The following is a 16,270-nucleotide window of genomic DNA, read 5'->3' as shown; positions in this document are numbered from 1 at the left end:
AGTGTAAATTCGTACCGTCAAGATAAAAAGTGAATTTTTTCGATGGATGTCGGCGCGATTTTCATTCGCCGGCATCCATTTGAGGAACTCTCTCGGTCGAGCCGTTTAATGCGCGGACATCGTGGTTGCCACAGGGATTTCCGTTGCCGGCGGCGTGTTGCGGCTACGCCCGCAGCGCACGATGCCATCGATAACCACCATGCCGACGCCGGGTATATCGCCGAGTTGTATGCTATCGAGCAGGTCGCGGCCGGCCGAATGCTGGGCCTTGTCCATGAATACGAAATCGGCTGCCCGGCCCGGTTCGATCAAGCCGCAATTCAGCTTGCGTATGCGGGCGGTATTGCCGGTGGCGAAACAGAACACCAGTTCGGCCGGAATGCGTCCTATGCTCGACAACAGCGAAATCATGCGCAGTATGCCCAGCGGCTGTACGCCCGATCCCGCCGGTCCGTCGGTGCCGAGGATGACGCGATGCGGACACTTGAGCTGCATCGCCATCTGAGCGGCCGCAATCGCCACGCGCTCGTTGCCGTTGTGGACGATTTCAATGGCGCGGCTGGATTTTTCGCACAGCTCGCAGACATGGGCTTCGGGCAGTGCAGTATGTCCGCCGTTGATGTGGCCGATTACATCGGCATCGGCTTCGAGCACCACATCCTTGTCGATCAGGCCCGATCCGGGAATCGATGGGCCACCCGTATGGATGGTGCTTTGAATGCCGTACTTGCGGGCCCATGCCACCATTCTTTGCGCTTCTTCGCCGGCCTTGACCGATCCCAGGCCGACCTCACCGAGCAGGCTTACGCCGGCTTCGGCCAGTTCCTTGAAATCGTGTTCGGTCATGCCTTTTTCAATGACCGGCGCACCGGCAAGCACCTTGACGCCGCCCGGCCTGAAATTGTCGAATGCACGCTGCGCGGTGATCGCCAATGCCTTGAGGCCGACGATATCCTTGGGCCTGCCAGGAAGATGCACTTCGCCCGCGGAGATCATGGTGGTGACGCCGCCGTTCATCGTGGAATCGATCCAGCCGAGCTGGTTCTGGCGCGGTGTCCAGTCGCCGAAGACGGGATGGACATGACTGTCGATCAGGCCGGGCGCCACGCATGTCTTGCGGGCGTCAATCACGACATCAGCGCGTTCGATATCACAGTCGGTAGCTTTGCCTACTGCGGTAATAATTCCGTCGTTCACCACGATTGTGTCAGCCGAGAGGATAGGCTGATCTATATCGCCGGACAACAAAAGCCCGATGTTTTTGATGACGACTTTTCCGGATTTCTGAACGCTTGCTGCATCTGCCATGGCCCGCCTCCTGTTTCAGCAACCCCGCTCCGGCAAGGTCCGGAACGTGGATTCAATCGAAAAAAGTTATAGAACGTTTCAAATTCAAGCCGCCGCAGTTTCGCTTGTTTCGACCTTGGCCGAAACCTGCCTGATCACCGCTGCGGTAATGAAGGCTTCCCATTGCGCCAGGGCTTCGGGTTCGTCCAGGTTTTCGCCAAGAAATGCGGACAGGGTGAAACGATTGGACAAATAAAAATAGGCGAGTGCGGCACTCATCAGATAGATGTCGCGAGCACGCAGATCCGCGCGGAAAACGCCGGACGCCGCGCCTTTGGCGAGCACGCCATCAAGCAGGGAAATCGCGGCCGACGAATATTCGCGCGCGCGCAGGGATTTAGAGATGTGCTTGCCCCGGTGCAGATTTTCGCTGTTGAGTAGCGTGATGAATTCGGGATGCTGCTGGTAGTAGTTCCACATGAAGCGAACGATGGTCTTCATGTCCTCGACCGGATCTTCGAGGCTCAAGACGACTTTCGATTCGGCTTCATTGAAGCGCCGATAGGCATCTTCGATGACCGCGATGAACAACTCTTCCTTGCTGCCGAAGTAGTAGTAAATCATGCGGTCATGCGAATTCGCCGCTTTCGATATCTGTTCGATACGACCGCCTGCGAAGCCGTGCTTGGCAAACACCTTGGTGGCGGCGCGCAGGATGCTTTCCTGCGTCGATTGCGCGGCGAGCTCCCTCTGGCGCGGACGCTTGGCCGAAGCCGTACTTGCAGTGCCGCGCCGGGAGGAAGTGGTCGCCATATTGGATGCTATTCGAAAGTCGCCAGGGCTGTCGTCGAGCCCGTTGCGGGAATCGTTATCGCGCTCACTGTTCTGCGAACGCGCGCTCGATCACAAAGTCGCCCGGTGTGGAAGTATTCCCCTCGGTGAATTTGCGCGCTTCCAGCATGCGCTTGAGATCGCGCAGCATGGCTGGACTGCCGCAGATCATGACGCGATCGGTTTCGCGATCAAGATCAGGCACACCGAGGTCAGAGAACAGCTTGCCGTTCTCGATCAGGTCCGTGATGCGTCCCATGTTCCTGTACTGTTCGCGGGTCACGGTCGGGTAATAGCGCAGCTTGCTGGTCACCAGGTCGCCCAGGAATTCATGGTTCGGCAGGTGTTCGACCAGCAGATCGTGGTAGGCCAGTTCGTCGGCGGTACGCACGCCGTGGACCAGGATCACCTGTTCGAACTTTTCATAGGTTTCCGGATCACGGATGATGCTCATGAAAGGAGCAAGGCCGGTGCCGGTCGATAGCAGATAAAGCCGCTTGCCGGGCAACAGATAATCAATGACCAGGGTACCGGTCGGCTTGCGGCCAACGATCACAGTGTCGCCAACCTGGATATTCTGCAGGCGCGAGGTCAGCGGACCCTCCGGCACCTTGATGCTCAGGAATTCCAGGTGTTCTTCGTAGTTGGCGCTGACGATACTGTACGCCCGCAGCAGCGGTTTACCGTTGACTCGCAGGCCGATCATCGTGAAATGGCCGTTGCTGAACCGCAGCGTCGAATCACGTGTCGTGGTGAACGTGAACAGGCTGCCGTTCCAGTGATGGACGGTCAGGACACGTTCTTCGTTAAAGGCACTCATGCTTTCTCCGTAACAGGCAATAAAAAAATCCGTGTGCGCGTTCCGCGCACCAAATATGCAAGTTTACCTGTTTGTTGCCTTCAGGTCTCTGCATTGGCAGTCGGATTTTTCGACTTTGGTCTCCTGGGCAACTCCATCACCAGGTCAGCGCTGGGGTCGGCGCAATATTTCCTTTTTTGCAACGGCCCGTCTTGCGAGCCAATCCTACGTTTCGCGGCAGCATGAGTCCCGTAGCTGCGGCCCATTCGGTTTGCGGTCAAGACAAATGACGCTACCTATATCTTCGATGCAGTCTCCACGCCTTTCCGAAATTCCTTTCAGGCCTGCAAATACGCGGGTTTCCGGTCATTTCGGACACTTTGAATTCGATTTCAATGTAGTGAATTCTACATGAATATGTAGTGTACACTAAACGAAAATGTAGTGTACACTACATTTACACGCTTGCAAGTTGTACCAGCCTGACCGGGAGATTCAACATGACGGAGCATACGAAGACCGACGGATTGCCAGGATTCGAGCCTCAGGTGCTTGAACGGGCCAAACCGCGCAGCGAACGCATGGCGGGCGACAAAATCGAATGCAATGCCTGTCCGGTACTGTGTCAGATCACCGAAGGGCGATCCGGCGCGTGCGACCGCTACGCCAACATCGGCGGCACGCTGGTACGGGTCGATCCGGTGATTCTGTTGAAAAAGGCGGTCGCGGCCGGCGACAACCCGGTGGTACCGTTCGTCGGGCGACAGCAGGCAGCGGAGCATTCACCCACAGCGCAGGAAGCTGCCGGCGCCGCTGCCCCGTCCGGTTCCTGGAGCGGCGATCTGCTCCAGGCCGACGAGGTATTCGTGACCGGCGTAGGCTCATCGACCACCTATCCCGATTACAAGCCGGCCCCCTTCATCGTTTCATCGAAGGCAGCCGATGTCGACATGGTGACTGTGGTTACCGAAGGCATCTTCAGTTACTGCAGCTTCAAGATCAAGATCGATACCGACCGCTACCTTGGTCCCGAACAAGCCAATATCCGCTACAAGGGCGAAGTCGTCGGCCACGTCACCACCGCCGAATACGGTTCGCAGATGCTGTCGCTCGGCGGCGTACATCATCTGACCGGCGGCAGCAAGAAAGAAGGGCGCCTGACTGCGGAAATCATGCAATTACTCGGTAATAAGCAGGCCGCCGAAATCACCATAGACGGCGGATCGCAAATCGTCGTCCAGGCCGGTCGCGCGCCCATTGTCAACGGCGTCGAAGAGCAGCGCATGCGGGTCGGGTGCGGCTCCGCCACCATCGGCATCTTTGCGAAACAGGTATTCGGCAAGGCAGACGAAGTGATTGTGGTCGACGACCACATCACGGGCGTCTTGACCGAACATCAGGCCGGGCGCTGTCTCGACATACCGCCTTCCGGCGTCAAGATACGCGGACGCAAATCCACGCCGGGCCGCTATTTTCAGGTGGCCAATCCGGGCACAGGCTGGGGCGGGACCGACATCGCAGATCCGCTCAGTATTATCGAAGGCTGGGACGCCAAGGTGGCGTGGCCCGGTCTGCAACTATTGATGACGTCCACGACCGGCGAACACGCCGCATGGTTTGTGCTCGATGAGAATCTTGTGCCGGTGCAGATGCCGATGCCGGTCGAAGTGCAGGCCGTAGTCGACCGCATCGGCGAAAACTGCGAACCCTCGCTGACAACGGTGCTGTTTCTGGGCGGCGCAGGCGGGAGTCTGCGCGCCGGCGTGACCGAAAATCCCGTCCTGCTGACGCGTTCGATCAAGCACGCCCTGGTCAACGTCACCTGTGGCGGCGCGCCGGCCTATGTATGGCCGGGCGGTGGCATTACCGTCATGACAGATGTGAGCCGGATGCCTGACAATAGCTTCGGCACGGTGCCGACGCCCGCGATCGTCGCGCCCATTGAATTCACCATGCGACTGTCCGACTACGAAGCGTTGGGAGGGCATATGGAGTATGTGCGTTCGCTGTCATCGGTACTGGAACACGGCGCGTGGCACAACGACGGTGCGCCGGCGCAGCGCAAGTGGATGCAGCAACCCGACATCAATGCATGGCCGGCGGCAGTCGGCCCCATGCTTGGCTGAGCGAGGTCCATGATGATGCCGCGCTGCGTTGCGCTTACCGATGGCCGTCTGCATTTCTCGCATGGGCCGATTGATTTAATCATCCAGGCGGACGGAGCCATGGATGCAGTCAATGCTTGTCATGAACAGGCATGGCAACGCTTCGAAACTATCTTGTCCGAGTTGGTCAGCGAATTGCCCGCATTGCGCCAACCGGTTGGCGACATCTGCATGCTCAACGGCGCGATTGCGCGACGCATGTGGGACGCATGCCATCCTTTCCGTGCGCGCTACATTACGCCGATGGCTGCTGTCGCGGGCGCCGTCGCGCAGGAAATCATTCGCTGTTATGAAAAGCCGTTCGTCACACGTGCGGCAATCAACAATGGTGGAGACATTGCGCTCCACCTTAGTGCGGGCACTAGCTATTGCGTCGGTGTGTGCACCGATATCGACGCTGCGACTATACAAGCCGTCTACGGAGCCGATCTCGATACGGGTATGCGGCTCACGATTGAAGCCTCAATGCCAGTGCGCGGAATCGCCACCAGCGGATGGCGTGGCCGCAGTTTTTCCTTGGGTATCGCCGACAGCGTGACCGTGCTTGCCGCAAGCGCCGCGCAAGCCGATGCGGCGGCAACCATGATTGCGAACACGGTCAATGTCGACGACGCACGCATCAAACGTCAGCCGGCCTGCACTCTGAAAGACGACACCGATCTCGGTGCGATACCTGTCACAGTGGATGTGCCGCCGCTGGATGCAGAAGTGGTCCATGAAGCATTGCACTACGGATTGGAACGGGCACGGCAATTGCAAGCATCCGGATTGATCTGGAGTGCTATTCTTGTGTGTCAAGAACAGGTCGTCGTAGCTGGCAGGATGGCCGATGGTGTTGCAGAGAAGGGCATTGCTGCCGCAATGCCGACCGAACAGCGATTGAACGCCATGCCGGCTTCGCGCAAGGTACGATTTCCGGCAATGCTATAGAGTACGATTGTTCAATTGTTGCGCATAGGCGGTGGCCGTCACAGCCATCATCAACCGAAACCTGTAGGGGGTAAGCCCGTGATTGAAATACGTCGAGTCTTCTGGCACGTCGAAGACATCTTTCATGAATCCGGACCGGTGGCCGCCGTGCCATTGCGCCGAGGCTATATCGCCGGCGTCCTGACCAATCTATATGCAGGTCACTACGAGCCCGACATTCTGCCCATGATGGAACAGCTTAACCCGGTTGGCGTGCGTCTTGCGCATGAACTGCTCGCACACCTTGATGTGCCGGCGGAGCGTATCGAAGGATATGGCAAGGGTGCATTGATCGGCTCTGCGGGCGAGCTTGAGCATGGTGCGTTGTGGCATGTGCCCGGTGGCTATGCAATGCGTGAATTGCTGGGCTGGAAAGGCAATGCGGCCGATTATGCGGCCGGCAAGGGCAGTACCAAGGGGCAACCCGGCAATGGCCTCGCTATCGTGCCCTCAACCAAGAAAGTGGCTGCGCCGGGCGCCACGCTCGACGTCCCGATGACCCACATTAACGCCGCTTATGTACGCAGCCATTTCGATGCGATCGAAGTCCGTGTGCCGGGATCGCCGCGCGCCGATGAACTTGTCGTGATTCTTGCCATGAGCACAGGGCCGCGCGTCCATGCGCGCGTAGGCGGACTGAAGGCTGAGGAAATCGCCCGCTGGGACGGCTTGCGCTGATCCGGTAGCGACATTCACACATTACCTCTGGAGGGACATGCAATGCCGGCAAAGATAAGAAAACTGATCGTGCAGCTTGAAGAGATACACGTCGAAATGGACAGGCCGGTCGCACCTGCGACACGCAAGGCGCTGGCGATGGCGGTGATCGAAAATCCGTATTCGGGCCGCTATGTGGAGTCGCTCGACGAACTGATTGCCATCGGAGAGGAACTGGGCGGTCTGCTTGGACGCAAATGTGTCCAAGCGCTCGGCATCGCCCCGGAGCAGGCGCAGAGTTACGGCAAGGCGGCCATTGTCGGCGAAGCAGGCGAGCTCGAACATGCGGCTGCGATCCTGCATCCGAAACTCGGCGCCCCTTTGCGCGAGGCGGTCAGCAAGGGCGCAGCCCTTGTGCCTTCCAGCAAAAAGCGCGGTGGCCTCGGCACAGCGATCGATGTGCCGCTCGGCCATAAGGATGCCGCCTTCGTTCGCAGTCATTTCGATGCGATGGAAGCGCGTGTGGCGGATGCGCCGCGTGCCAACGAGATCGTCGTCGCCGTTGTCGTCACCGATAGCGGCCGGCCGTTGCCCCGCGTGGGAGGGCTCCAGTCCCACGAAATCAAAGGCGAGGATGGCTTGCGCTAAGCCATGGCGCGAAAGATCGTATCGATTGGTCACCAAATCAGTCCACCACCAAGGAGTACACCATGAATAAAACTACCAACTGGCTGACCGCGGCCGCTGTCCTTTGGGCTACTGCCAGTTCCGTCGGCGCCTATGCACAGGGCGTCATTAAGATCGGCGAAATCAACAGCTACAAGGCGCAGCCGGCATTCCTTGAGCCATACCGCAAGGGCCTGGAACTGGCCGTGGAAGAAATCAATTCTTCCGGCGGCGTGAACGGCAAAAAACTGGAACTGATCACCCGCGACGATAACGCCAATCCGGGCGATGCGGTACGCGTGGCCGAAGACCTGATCTCGCGTGAAAAGGTCGACGTGCTGACCGGCACCTTCCTGTCGCATATCGGGCTGGCATTGACCGATTTTGCCAAGCAGCGCAAATTCTTTTTCCTCGCTGCCGAACCGCTGACCGACAAGATCGTCTGGGAAAACGGCAACCGCTACACCTATCGTCTGCGTCCATCGACTTATATGCAGGTGGCGATGCTGGTGCCCGAAGCGGCTGCGCTCAAGAAAAAGCGCTGGGCGCTGGTGTACCCGAATTATGAATACGGCCAGTCGGCGGTCGCGACCTTCAAGGAATTGCTGAAGGCGGCGCAGCCGGATGTGGAATTCGTGACCGAGCAGGCAACCCCGCTGGGCAAGGTCGATGCGGGCAGCGTGGTGCAGGCGCTGGCCGATTCGAAACCGGACGCGGTCTTCAATGTCCTGTTCGGCGCCGATCTCTCGAAGTTTGTACGGGAAGGCAATACGCGTGGACTCTTCAAGGGCCGCGATGTGGTCAGCCTGCTGACCGGCGAACCGGAATACATGGACCCGCTGAAGGATGAAAGCCCGAATGGATGGATCGTGACCGGATATCCATGGTATGGCATCCAGACGCCGGAACATGCGGCCTTCCGCAAAGCCTATGAAGCCAAGTTCAAGGACTATCCGCGCCTTGGCTCGGTGGTCGGCTATAGCGCGATCATGTCGCTCGCTACCGGGATGAAAAAGGCGCAGTCGACCGAAACCGAAAAACTGGTGAAGGCCTTCGAGGGCTTGTCGGTCAAGACGCCATTCGGACCTATTATTTACCGCGCCGAGGATCATCAGTCGACCATGGGCGCCTATGTCGGACGTACCAAGAACGAGGGCGGCAAAGGCGTGATGGTCGACTATCGCTATCTGGATGGCGCGAAATATCTGCCATCCGCCGAGCAAGTGGCGAAACGCCGTCCTGCCGATTAATGCCGGAAATGCCGGGCGCGACGCCCGGCATGATCTGCCGCCGGTCCAACTGCCGGCAAAACGCAGTCTCGTTACGGATCAATCCGTTGAAAGAAAGAACGTGTGATGAGTTTTTCTGGCTTCGCGGTGCAATTACTGAACGGTCTGGCGGGGGCGTCGTCCCTGTTCCTGGTGGCGGCCGGACTTTCCCTGATTTTCGGCGTGACGCGAATCGTGAACTTCGCGCACGGATCGTTTTACATGCTCGGTACTTACCTGGCCTATACGCTGGTCGACCGCCTTGGCGCTAGCCTCGGGTTCTGGCCCGCGATACTGCTGGCTGCGGTCACCGTCGGTGTGCTCGGCGCACTGGTCGAATTCGTACTGCTCCGGAGGATTTATCGCGCTCCAGAACTGTTCCAGCTGCTGGCTACATTCGCACTGGTGCTGGTCATCAAGGATGCCGCGTTGTGGATCTGGGGGCCAGATGAACTCCTGGGGCCGCGCGCGCCGGGTCTGTCAGGCTCGGTTGAAATCTTCGGCCGTCAGTTTCCCACCTATGACCTGTTCCTGATCGTCGTCGGCCCAGTGGTGCTGGGCTTGCTCTGGCTGCTGCTGACCCGCACGCGCTGGGGCACGCTGGTACGCGCCGCGACCCAGGATCGCGAAATGGTCGGCGCGCTCGGCGTCAATGAAGCATGGTTGTTCACCAGCGTTTTCGCGCTCGGCGCCTTGCTTGCAGGTCTGGGCGGAGCGCTGCAGTTGCCGCGAGAACCCGCCAATTTGGAAATGGACCTAGTCACAATCGGTGCTGCATTCGTTGTCGTAGTTGTCGGCGGCATGGGGTCGATCACCGGCGCCTATATTGCCGCGCTCCTGATCGCCGAACTGAAGGCCGTATGCATCTGGCTGGGCCTGGTCGATGTCATCGGCATCAGCGTCTCGTTTTCAAAACTCACACTGGTGGTGGAATTCCTGGTCATGGCAGTGGTGCTGGTCCTGCGTCCGAGCGGCTTGCTGGGAAGGCCACAGGCGCCGACGCGCAATGCGGGCGCGGTGGAAGCGCCGCTGCGCGCATCCGGCTCCGCTTACAAGTTTGCGGTAATTGCGGTGATCGCCGCATTGATTGGCTTGCCTCTGTTGATGGGCAATTCACCGTATGTCACCGTGCTTGCCATCGATCTGATGGTGGCGGCCTTGTTTGCGGTCGCCCTGCATTTCATCATGGGGCCGGCCGGCATGCATTCCTTCGGCCACGCCGCCTATTTCGGCCTTGGCGCGTACGGCGCAGCCTTGCTGGTGCGCAGCGCCGGCCTGCCGATGGAAGCGGCGTTGATCCTCGCGCCCCTGGTGGCTGCTGCAGGCGCTTTGGTGTACGGCTGGTTCTGCGTGCGCCTGTCCGGTGTGTACCTGGCAATGCTCACGCTCGCTTTCGCGCAAATTACCTGGGCGATCTGTTATCAATGGGATAGCGTGACCGGTGGCAGCAACGGCTTGACCGGCGTGTGGCCGGCGCCGTGGCTGTCGGACAAGACATCCTATTATTACGTCACGCTTGCCATCGTGGCCGGCGGCGTGCTGCTGTTGCGGCGCATACTGTTTTCGCCCTTCGGCTACGCGATGCGGGCCAGCCGCGATTCCGCGCTCAGGGCCGATGCTATCGGCATGGACGTCAAGCGCGTGCAATGGGTGGCCTTTGTGCTGGCCGGCGCGGCGGCGGGAGCGGCAGGGGCGCTGTATGCGTTTTCCAAAGGGAGCATTTCGCCGGAAACCCTGTATGTCGGCAAATCGGTCGATGGCATCGTGATGGTGATGCTGGGCGGTATACAAACGCTGATCGGCCCGGTGGTCGGTGCGGTCACCTTCAACTGGCTGCACGATACGGTCGCACGTAACACCGATTACTGGCGCGCGATGCTAGGCGGGATCATTTTGCTGCTCGTGCTGCTGTTCCCGCAGGGTATCGCAGGTTTTGCACGCCAGCTGTTCGACAGCAGGCGCGAAGCGAAGGAGGCGATCTGATGAGCCTGATGCAAGTAAGCAATCTCGGCAAATCCTTCGGTGGTGTCAAGGCGGTAGACGGCATCAGCTTCGAGCTGCGCGCGGGTGAGTTGCTGGCCTTGATCGGGCCCAACGGTGCAGGAAAATCGACCACCTTCAACATGGTGAATGGACAGCTGAAGGCCGATGCCGGCTCCATCCTGTTCGATGGAAAAGAACTGGTCGGCCTCAAGCCGCGCGAAATCTGGCGCCTCAGCGTCAGCCGCACATTCCAGATTGCAGAGACCTTCGCCTCGCTGACGGTGGTGGAGAATGTGCAGATGGCATTGCTGTCGGCCGATCACAGACTGTTCTCGATGTGGCGCAAGGCGGCAGCCTACAAGCGCGACGAGGCGCTTGGCTTGCTGGAGCAGGTCGGGATGGCAGCGCAGGCGGATCGGCCTTGCAGCGTGCTGGCCTATGGTGACGTGAAGCGTGTCGAACTCGCGATTGCCATGGCGAACAAACCCAAGCTGTTGCTGATGGATGAACCGACCGCCGGCATGGCGCCTCGGGAACGCAATGATTTGATGGCGCTGACCAAGAAGCTGGTCACCGAACGCAACATGGCGGTCCTGTTCACCGAACACAGCATGGACGTAGTCTTTGCCTATGCCGACCGGATGATCGTGCTGGCGCGCGGCCGCCTGATTGCGGAAGGCAAGCCACACGAGATCCGTGACGATCCCAAGGTGCAGGAAGTCTATTTCGGCAGCGGCAAAACCTTTGAAAAATTGAAAAAATCCAGGGAGGTCGCTTGATGCAGATAGCGACGGCGAGCATGGCACAGGTGTTGTCCAGTAATCCGGCAAGCAGCGCGCTGTTGAGCGTGCAGTCGCTTAATGCCTGGTACGGCGCGGCACAGATTCTTTTTAACGTCGACCTCAATGTCCATCGCGGCGAGGTGGTCGCTCTCATGGGACGCAACGGCGCCGGCAAGTCGACCACGCTCAAGGCGATCATGGGGCTGATACCCAAGCGGCGCGGACAGCTTGCCTTCATGGGGCATGACATTTCCACGGCTGAGCCGCACGAAATCGCGGTGCGCGGCCTCGGTTTCGTACCGGAAGACCGGCGCGTATTCGCCGACCTCAGCGTGATGGAAAACCTGGATGTGGGCCGTCAGCCTGCACGCACATGGCCAGATGGCACGGCTGCGCCGCTATGGACGCCTGAACGATTGTTCAAGCTGTTTCCCAATCTGGGTGAAATGCCGAACCGCCCTGGCGGACGCATGAGCGGCGGCGAGCAGCAGATGCTGACCGTGGCGCGCACGCTGATGGGCAATCCCTATCTGGTGCTGCTGGATGAACCTTCCGAAGGGGTCGCGCCGGTGATCGTCGAGCAGATGGCGCAAATGATCCTGGAATTGAAAGCGCAAGGCGTGAGCATCCTGCTGTCGGAGCAAAATATGCATTTCGCGGAACTGGTGTCCGATCGAGCCTATGTGCTTGAAAAAGGCCAGATCCGTTTCGACGGCTCGATGGAAGCGTTGGCCGCCAATGAAGCAGTGCGGCAGGCATACCTGAGCGTATGACCAGGTGAGGGCAATGAACACTTCGCCAGAGGCTGTCTCGCTGATCGTCAATGGCGAGCAGCATTGCCTCGACGTGCCTGGCAGCGCGCCCTTGCTGTATGTCCTGCGCAACGACCTCGGCCTCAACAGTCCGAAGTATGGTTGCGGTCTCGGACAATGCGGCGCCTGTACCGTGCTGGTCGACGGCAAGTGCGCGCGCTCCTGCCTGATTCCTGTAGATGGTATCGCAGGCCGTCGCATCACTACGCTGGAAGGCTTGGGCGGCCCCGATGCGCTGCATGTGGTGCAGCAGGCATTCATCGAAGAGCAGGCGGCGCAATGCGGTTATTGTCTTAACGGAATGATCATGACCACCGTCGCGCTGCTGCAATCCAACCGTAACCCCACTGATATCCAGATTCGGGACGCGCTGTCGCACAACCTGTGCCGGTGCGGAACGCATATCGAGATCATGCAGGCGGTAAAGCGTGCAGCGCAGATGCTGGCCGCATCGCAGGGAGAATCCGCATGAACCGACGTGCCGACATGCCGCAGACCAGGCGCGACTTTCATCAAGCCTCAGGTGTATTGTTGGTTACGCGCGATCCGCCCCCGCCATTGCCTCCGGTAAAAGGTCAGCCGGCCGCAGTGCCGGGTAACTCGGCCGAAGGCGTGGAAATTCTGGTGGCGGTCTGGGACGATGGCAGCGTTACCGCCCTCAATGGGCATGTCGACCTTGGAACCGGCATTCGCACCGCGCTTGCGCAAATCGTAGCGGAAGAACTCGATGTCCGCATGGCCTGTGTCAGCATGGTTCTTGGCGATACGACACGCGCGCCGAACCAGGGCGCCACCATCGCAAGCGCTTCCTTGCAGATCCACGCCGTGCCTCTGCGCGCCGCCGCCGCGCAGGCGCGTCGATGGCTGTTGCAGCAAGCGGCCCAGGAATTCGGCGTATCGCCCGAGGCATTGGCGATTGACGCTGGCGCGGTATTCGTTCGCGCCGAACCGGACCGATCGCTCGCCTATGCCGATCTGGTGCGCGACCGGCATGTCGAGTTGCCACTTGATGTCGATGTACCGTTGAAGCGGCCGGAAGATTATCGACTGGTGGGACAAAGTACGCCGCGTGTCGATATTCCGGCCAAGGCCGCAGGCGAACTGACCTTTGTGCATGACATGCGCGTGCCCGGCATGTTGCATGGCCGCGTAATAAGGCCGCCATATGCCGGTGCCGATCATGGCGACTTTATCGGCAATACGCTTGAAGCGGTCGATGAAAATTCGATTTCGCATATCCCCGGTATTGCCGGCGTGGTCGTGATCGGCGATTTTGTCGGCGTCGTGGCCGCGCGCGAAGAACATGCGGAACAAGCCATGCGGGAGTTGCGCGTTACATGGAGAGACTGGCCGGCGATGCCTGCGCTGGGCGATGTCGAAGCTGCGATTCGCGCCAATCCATCCACGCAACGCGTGGTCGCCAACCAGGGCGATGTTGACGCGGCATTGGCAGGTGCGGCTGTGCGCATGGACAGAACGTATGTCTGGCCCTACCAATTGCACGGCTCGATCGGGCCGTCGTGCGCGGTCGCTGACTGGCATGCCGACCGTCTGACAGTATGGGCGGGTTCGCAGAATCCGCATGTGCTGCGCGCCGACCTTGCGAAACTTATGGACATGTCCGATTTGGCGGTCGACATCGTCCGCATGGAGGCCGCCGGCTGCTATGGCCGCAATTGCGCCGACGATGTCGCAGCCGACGCTGCCTTGCTATCGCGCGCGGTCGGACAACCGGTGCGGGTCCAACTAACGCGTGCACAGGAGCACCAGTGGGAACCGAAAGGTGCGGCCCAGTTGATGGATATACGCGGTGGCTTGAACGCCGACGGCAGCGTCGCGGGATATGACTTCCAGACGTCCTATCCCTCCAATGGCGCGGTGACCCTGGCCTTGCTGCTGACCGGGAAGGTCGTGCCGACGCCGACTGCCTATGAAATGGGCGACCGCACCTCGGTGCCGCCTTACGACTACAAGCATCTGCGCGTCACGATCAACGACATGGCACCGATTCTGCGCGCATCCTGGCTGCGCGGCGTCTCCGCATTGCCGAACTCGTTCGCGCACGAAAGTTATATCGATGAACTGGCTAACGAGGCGGGGGTCGACCCGGTCGAGTTCCGGCTGCGCCACCTGAAAGACGACAGGGCGGCGGAACTGGTGCGCGCGACAGCCCAGCGTGCCGGCTGGGTTAAGCACACGAAGCCGCAGCAGCAAGCAGCCGACGGCGAGTTCCTGAAGGGGCAGGGCTTTGCCTACGCGCGTTATGTGCATAGCCGCTTTCCGGGTTTTGGCGCGGCGTGGGCTGCCTGGGTGGCGGACGTTGAAGTCAACCGCAATACCGGCGAAGTGCATGTGCGCCGCGTCGTGGTGGGACACGATGCCGGCTTGATGGTCAATCCGGCCGGCGTGAAGCATCAGATCCATGGCAACGTGGTGCAAACCACCAGCCGCGCGCTGAAGGAAAAAGTTCAGGTCGATCCGCAAACCAATGCGGTGCTCAATCGCGAATGGGGCAGTTATCCGATCCTGAATTTCCGCGAGGTCCCGGTCATCGATGTCATGATGATGCCGCATCCCGATCAGCCTCCACTGGGCGCCGGCGAGTCTTCATCGGTCCCCGGGACCGCAGCGATCGCCAATGCCATTTTCGACGCGACCGGCGTTCGCTTCCGGCAGCCGCCGTTCACGCCGGAAGTGGTGAAGGCGGCGCTCGAACCGCCGCCGCTTGTTGCCGCGACGCCGCCGCGCGGCCGGCGGGCATGGTGGGCAATTCCCGGCGCCTTGCTGGCGGGAGCCGCCGGCCTGGTTGCCGCTGCCGCCGGATGGAAATCATCCATTCCCGAAGTGGCACGCATCGATCCGTCTATATACTCCGAGCGTGTCATTGAACGTGGCCGTCTGCTGGCCGCGGCCGGCGACTGCGCGGTATGTCATACCGCGCCCGGCGGAATCCGCAACGCCGGAGGCCGTGCGCTGGATACGCCATTCGGAAAAATCTTCACAACCAATCTGACTCCCGATCCCGACACAGGGATCGGCAAATGGTCTTTCACGGCTTTTCAGCGCGCGATGCGCGAAGGCATATCGCGCGACGGCCGCCATCTGTATCCGGCATTTCCGTACACATCGTTCACCAAAATGAGCGATGACGACCTGATGGCGATGTATGCGTATCTGATGTCGCAAGCGCCGGTACGCGCCGAAGTGCCGGAAACGAAACTGGCTTTTCCCTTCGGCGTCCGACCGCTGATGAGTGTGTGGAACGCGCTTTACCTGAAGCCGGGTCCGGACACGGCCGATCCGGACAGATCGGCGCAGTGGAATCGCGGCGCCTATCTGGTGAACGGGGTAGGGCATTGCGCCGCCTGCCACAGTCCGCGTAATGCTGCGGGTGCTGAAAAATTCGGTGCGAGTTATTTATCGGGTGCAGTCGTCGAGGGCTGGGAAGCGCCAGCCCTGACTTCTCTTAGCCATGCACCCGTGCCGTGGAGCGAGCAGGAATTGTTCCGCTACCTGAGGTTCGGGCATACCGAACAGCATGGCGTCGCAGCCGGGCCGATGGCGCCGGTGGTGCAAGAACTTGCGGCACTGCCCGATGAAGATCTGCGCGCAATGGCGCACTATCTGGCGACATTCAATACGCCCGCTCCGATACAGCAGGCCAAGGTCGCGGCGCAAGAACTGGTGACGGCAGCCAACGCCCGCGCCGGGCAGTTCAGGGAGGCGGACAGCCGTCTGTTCAGCGCCGCTTGCGGTAGCTGTCACCACGATGGCAACGGACCGGCGGTGCTCGGCCTGAACAAGTCGCTTGCACTCAACAGCAACCTGTACAGCGCCACGCCGGACAATCTGGTACAGATCATCCTGCATGGCATACAGCAGCCGGCAAGCCGCGAAATGGGGTTCATGCCGGCGTTCAAGGATAATCTCGGCGACGAACAGATTGCACAGCTTGCGCGTTACATGCGACAGGTTTATGCGCCAGATAAACCGGCATGGAACGACATCGAACAAACGGTCGCGAGGTTGCGCAACGCCAGCCCGCAATAAT

The 16,270-nt window shown here is 60.1% G+C and carries 13 protein-coding genes; 10 read left to right on the top strand and 3 right to left on the bottom strand.

Annotation, left to right across the window (positions count from 1 at the left end):
• Positions 1–105: 105 nt before the first annotated feature.
• The 3 genes from D3871_RS22005 to D3871_RS21995 form a co-directional block, all read right to left on the bottom strand.
• Complete coding sequence (locus D3871_RS22005) at positions 106–1,308, bottom strand: amidohydrolase family protein (protein ID WP_119771167.1); 1,203 nt, start codon at positions 1,306–1,308, stop codon at positions 106–108.
• Positions 1,309–1,392: 84 nt separating this feature from the next.
• The gene (locus tag D3871_RS22000; protein ID WP_119771166.1) at positions 1,393–2,100 is read right to left on the bottom strand and encodes a TetR/AcrR family transcriptional regulator; all 708 of its coding nucleotides are present in this window, start codon (positions 2,098–2,100) and stop codon (positions 1,393–1,395) included.
• A 64-nt stretch (positions 2,101–2,164) separates the two neighbouring features.
• A complete protein-coding gene (locus D3871_RS21995) occupies positions 2,165–2,938 on the bottom strand; it encodes a ferredoxin--NADP reductase (RefSeq protein ID WP_119771165.1) in 774 nt (257 codons plus the stop codon).
• A gap of 479 nt (positions 2,939–3,417) precedes the next feature.
• On the opposite strand from D3871_RS21995, the gene D3871_RS21990 reads away from it, so the two are divergent.
• The 10 genes from D3871_RS21990 (at position 3,418) to D3871_RS21945 (ending at position 16,269) form a co-directional block, all read left to right on the top strand.
• Positions 3,418–5,043 (top strand): 6-hydroxynicotinate reductase, encoded by a 1,626-nt coding sequence (locus D3871_RS21990; protein WP_119771164.1) that lies wholly within the window; start codon positions 3,418–3,420, stop codon positions 5,041–5,043.
• A gap of 12 nt (positions 5,044–5,055) precedes the next feature.
• Complete coding sequence (locus D3871_RS21985; RefSeq protein ID WP_420799677.1) at positions 5,056–6,012, top strand: UPF0280 family protein; 957 nt, start codon at positions 5,056–5,058, stop codon at positions 6,010–6,012.
• Between the two features lie 78 nt (positions 6,013–6,090).
• Positions 6,091–6,729 carry an amino acid synthesis family protein gene (locus tag D3871_RS21980; protein ID WP_119771163.1) on the top strand — a complete coding sequence of 213 codons (639 nt, stop codon included), beginning with the start codon at positions 6,091–6,093 and terminating at the stop codon, positions 6,727–6,729.
• A 42-nt stretch (positions 6,730–6,771) separates the two neighbouring features.
• Entirely contained in the window at positions 6,772–7,356 is a 585-nt protein-coding gene (locus D3871_RS21975; RefSeq protein ID WP_119771162.1) for an amino acid synthesis family protein, read from the top strand.
• A 62-nt stretch (positions 7,357–7,418) separates the two neighbouring features.
• Positions 7,419–8,624 (top strand): ABC transporter substrate-binding protein, encoded by a 1,206-nt coding sequence (locus D3871_RS21970; protein ID WP_119771161.1) that lies wholly within the window; start codon positions 7,419–7,421, stop codon positions 8,622–8,624.
• Between the two features lie 105 nt (positions 8,625–8,729).
• Entirely contained in the window at positions 8,730–10,625 is a 1,896-nt protein-coding gene (locus D3871_RS21965) for an ABC transporter permease (protein ID WP_119771160.1), read from the top strand.
• A complete protein-coding gene (locus D3871_RS21960) occupies positions 10,625–11,404 on the top strand; it encodes an ABC transporter ATP-binding protein (RefSeq protein WP_119771159.1) in 780 nt (259 codons plus the stop codon). The genes D3871_RS21965 and D3871_RS21960 overlap by 1 nt, the downstream gene beginning before the upstream one ends.
• A gap of 20 nt (positions 11,405–11,424) precedes the next feature.
• Positions 11,425–12,180: an ABC transporter ATP-binding protein gene (locus D3871_RS21955; protein ID WP_119771495.1), complete on the top strand. Its 756-nt coding sequence runs from the start codon at positions 11,425–11,427 to the stop codon at positions 12,178–12,180.
• A gap of 13 nt (positions 12,181–12,193) precedes the next feature.
• Positions 12,194–12,691: a (2Fe-2S)-binding protein gene (locus tag D3871_RS21950; protein ID WP_119771158.1), complete on the top strand. Its 498-nt coding sequence runs from the start codon at positions 12,194–12,196 to the stop codon at positions 12,689–12,691.
• Positions 12,688–16,269, top strand: a complete 3,582-nt coding sequence (locus D3871_RS21945; RefSeq protein WP_119771157.1) for a molybdopterin cofactor-binding domain-containing protein — start codon at positions 12,688–12,690, stop codon at positions 16,267–16,269. Before D3871_RS21950 ends, D3871_RS21945 begins: the two co-directional genes overlap by 4 nt.
• The last annotated feature ends 1 nt before the right edge of the window (position 16,270 follow it).

The organism is Noviherbaspirillum saxi, from assembly GCF_003591035.1.
GTDB lineage: Bacteria > Pseudomonadota > Gammaproteobacteria > Burkholderiales > Burkholderiaceae_D > Noviherbaspirillum > Noviherbaspirillum saxi.
The sequence above is the reverse complement of the archived record's forward strand: the minus strand, read 5'-3'. Positions and strand labels throughout refer to the sequence as shown.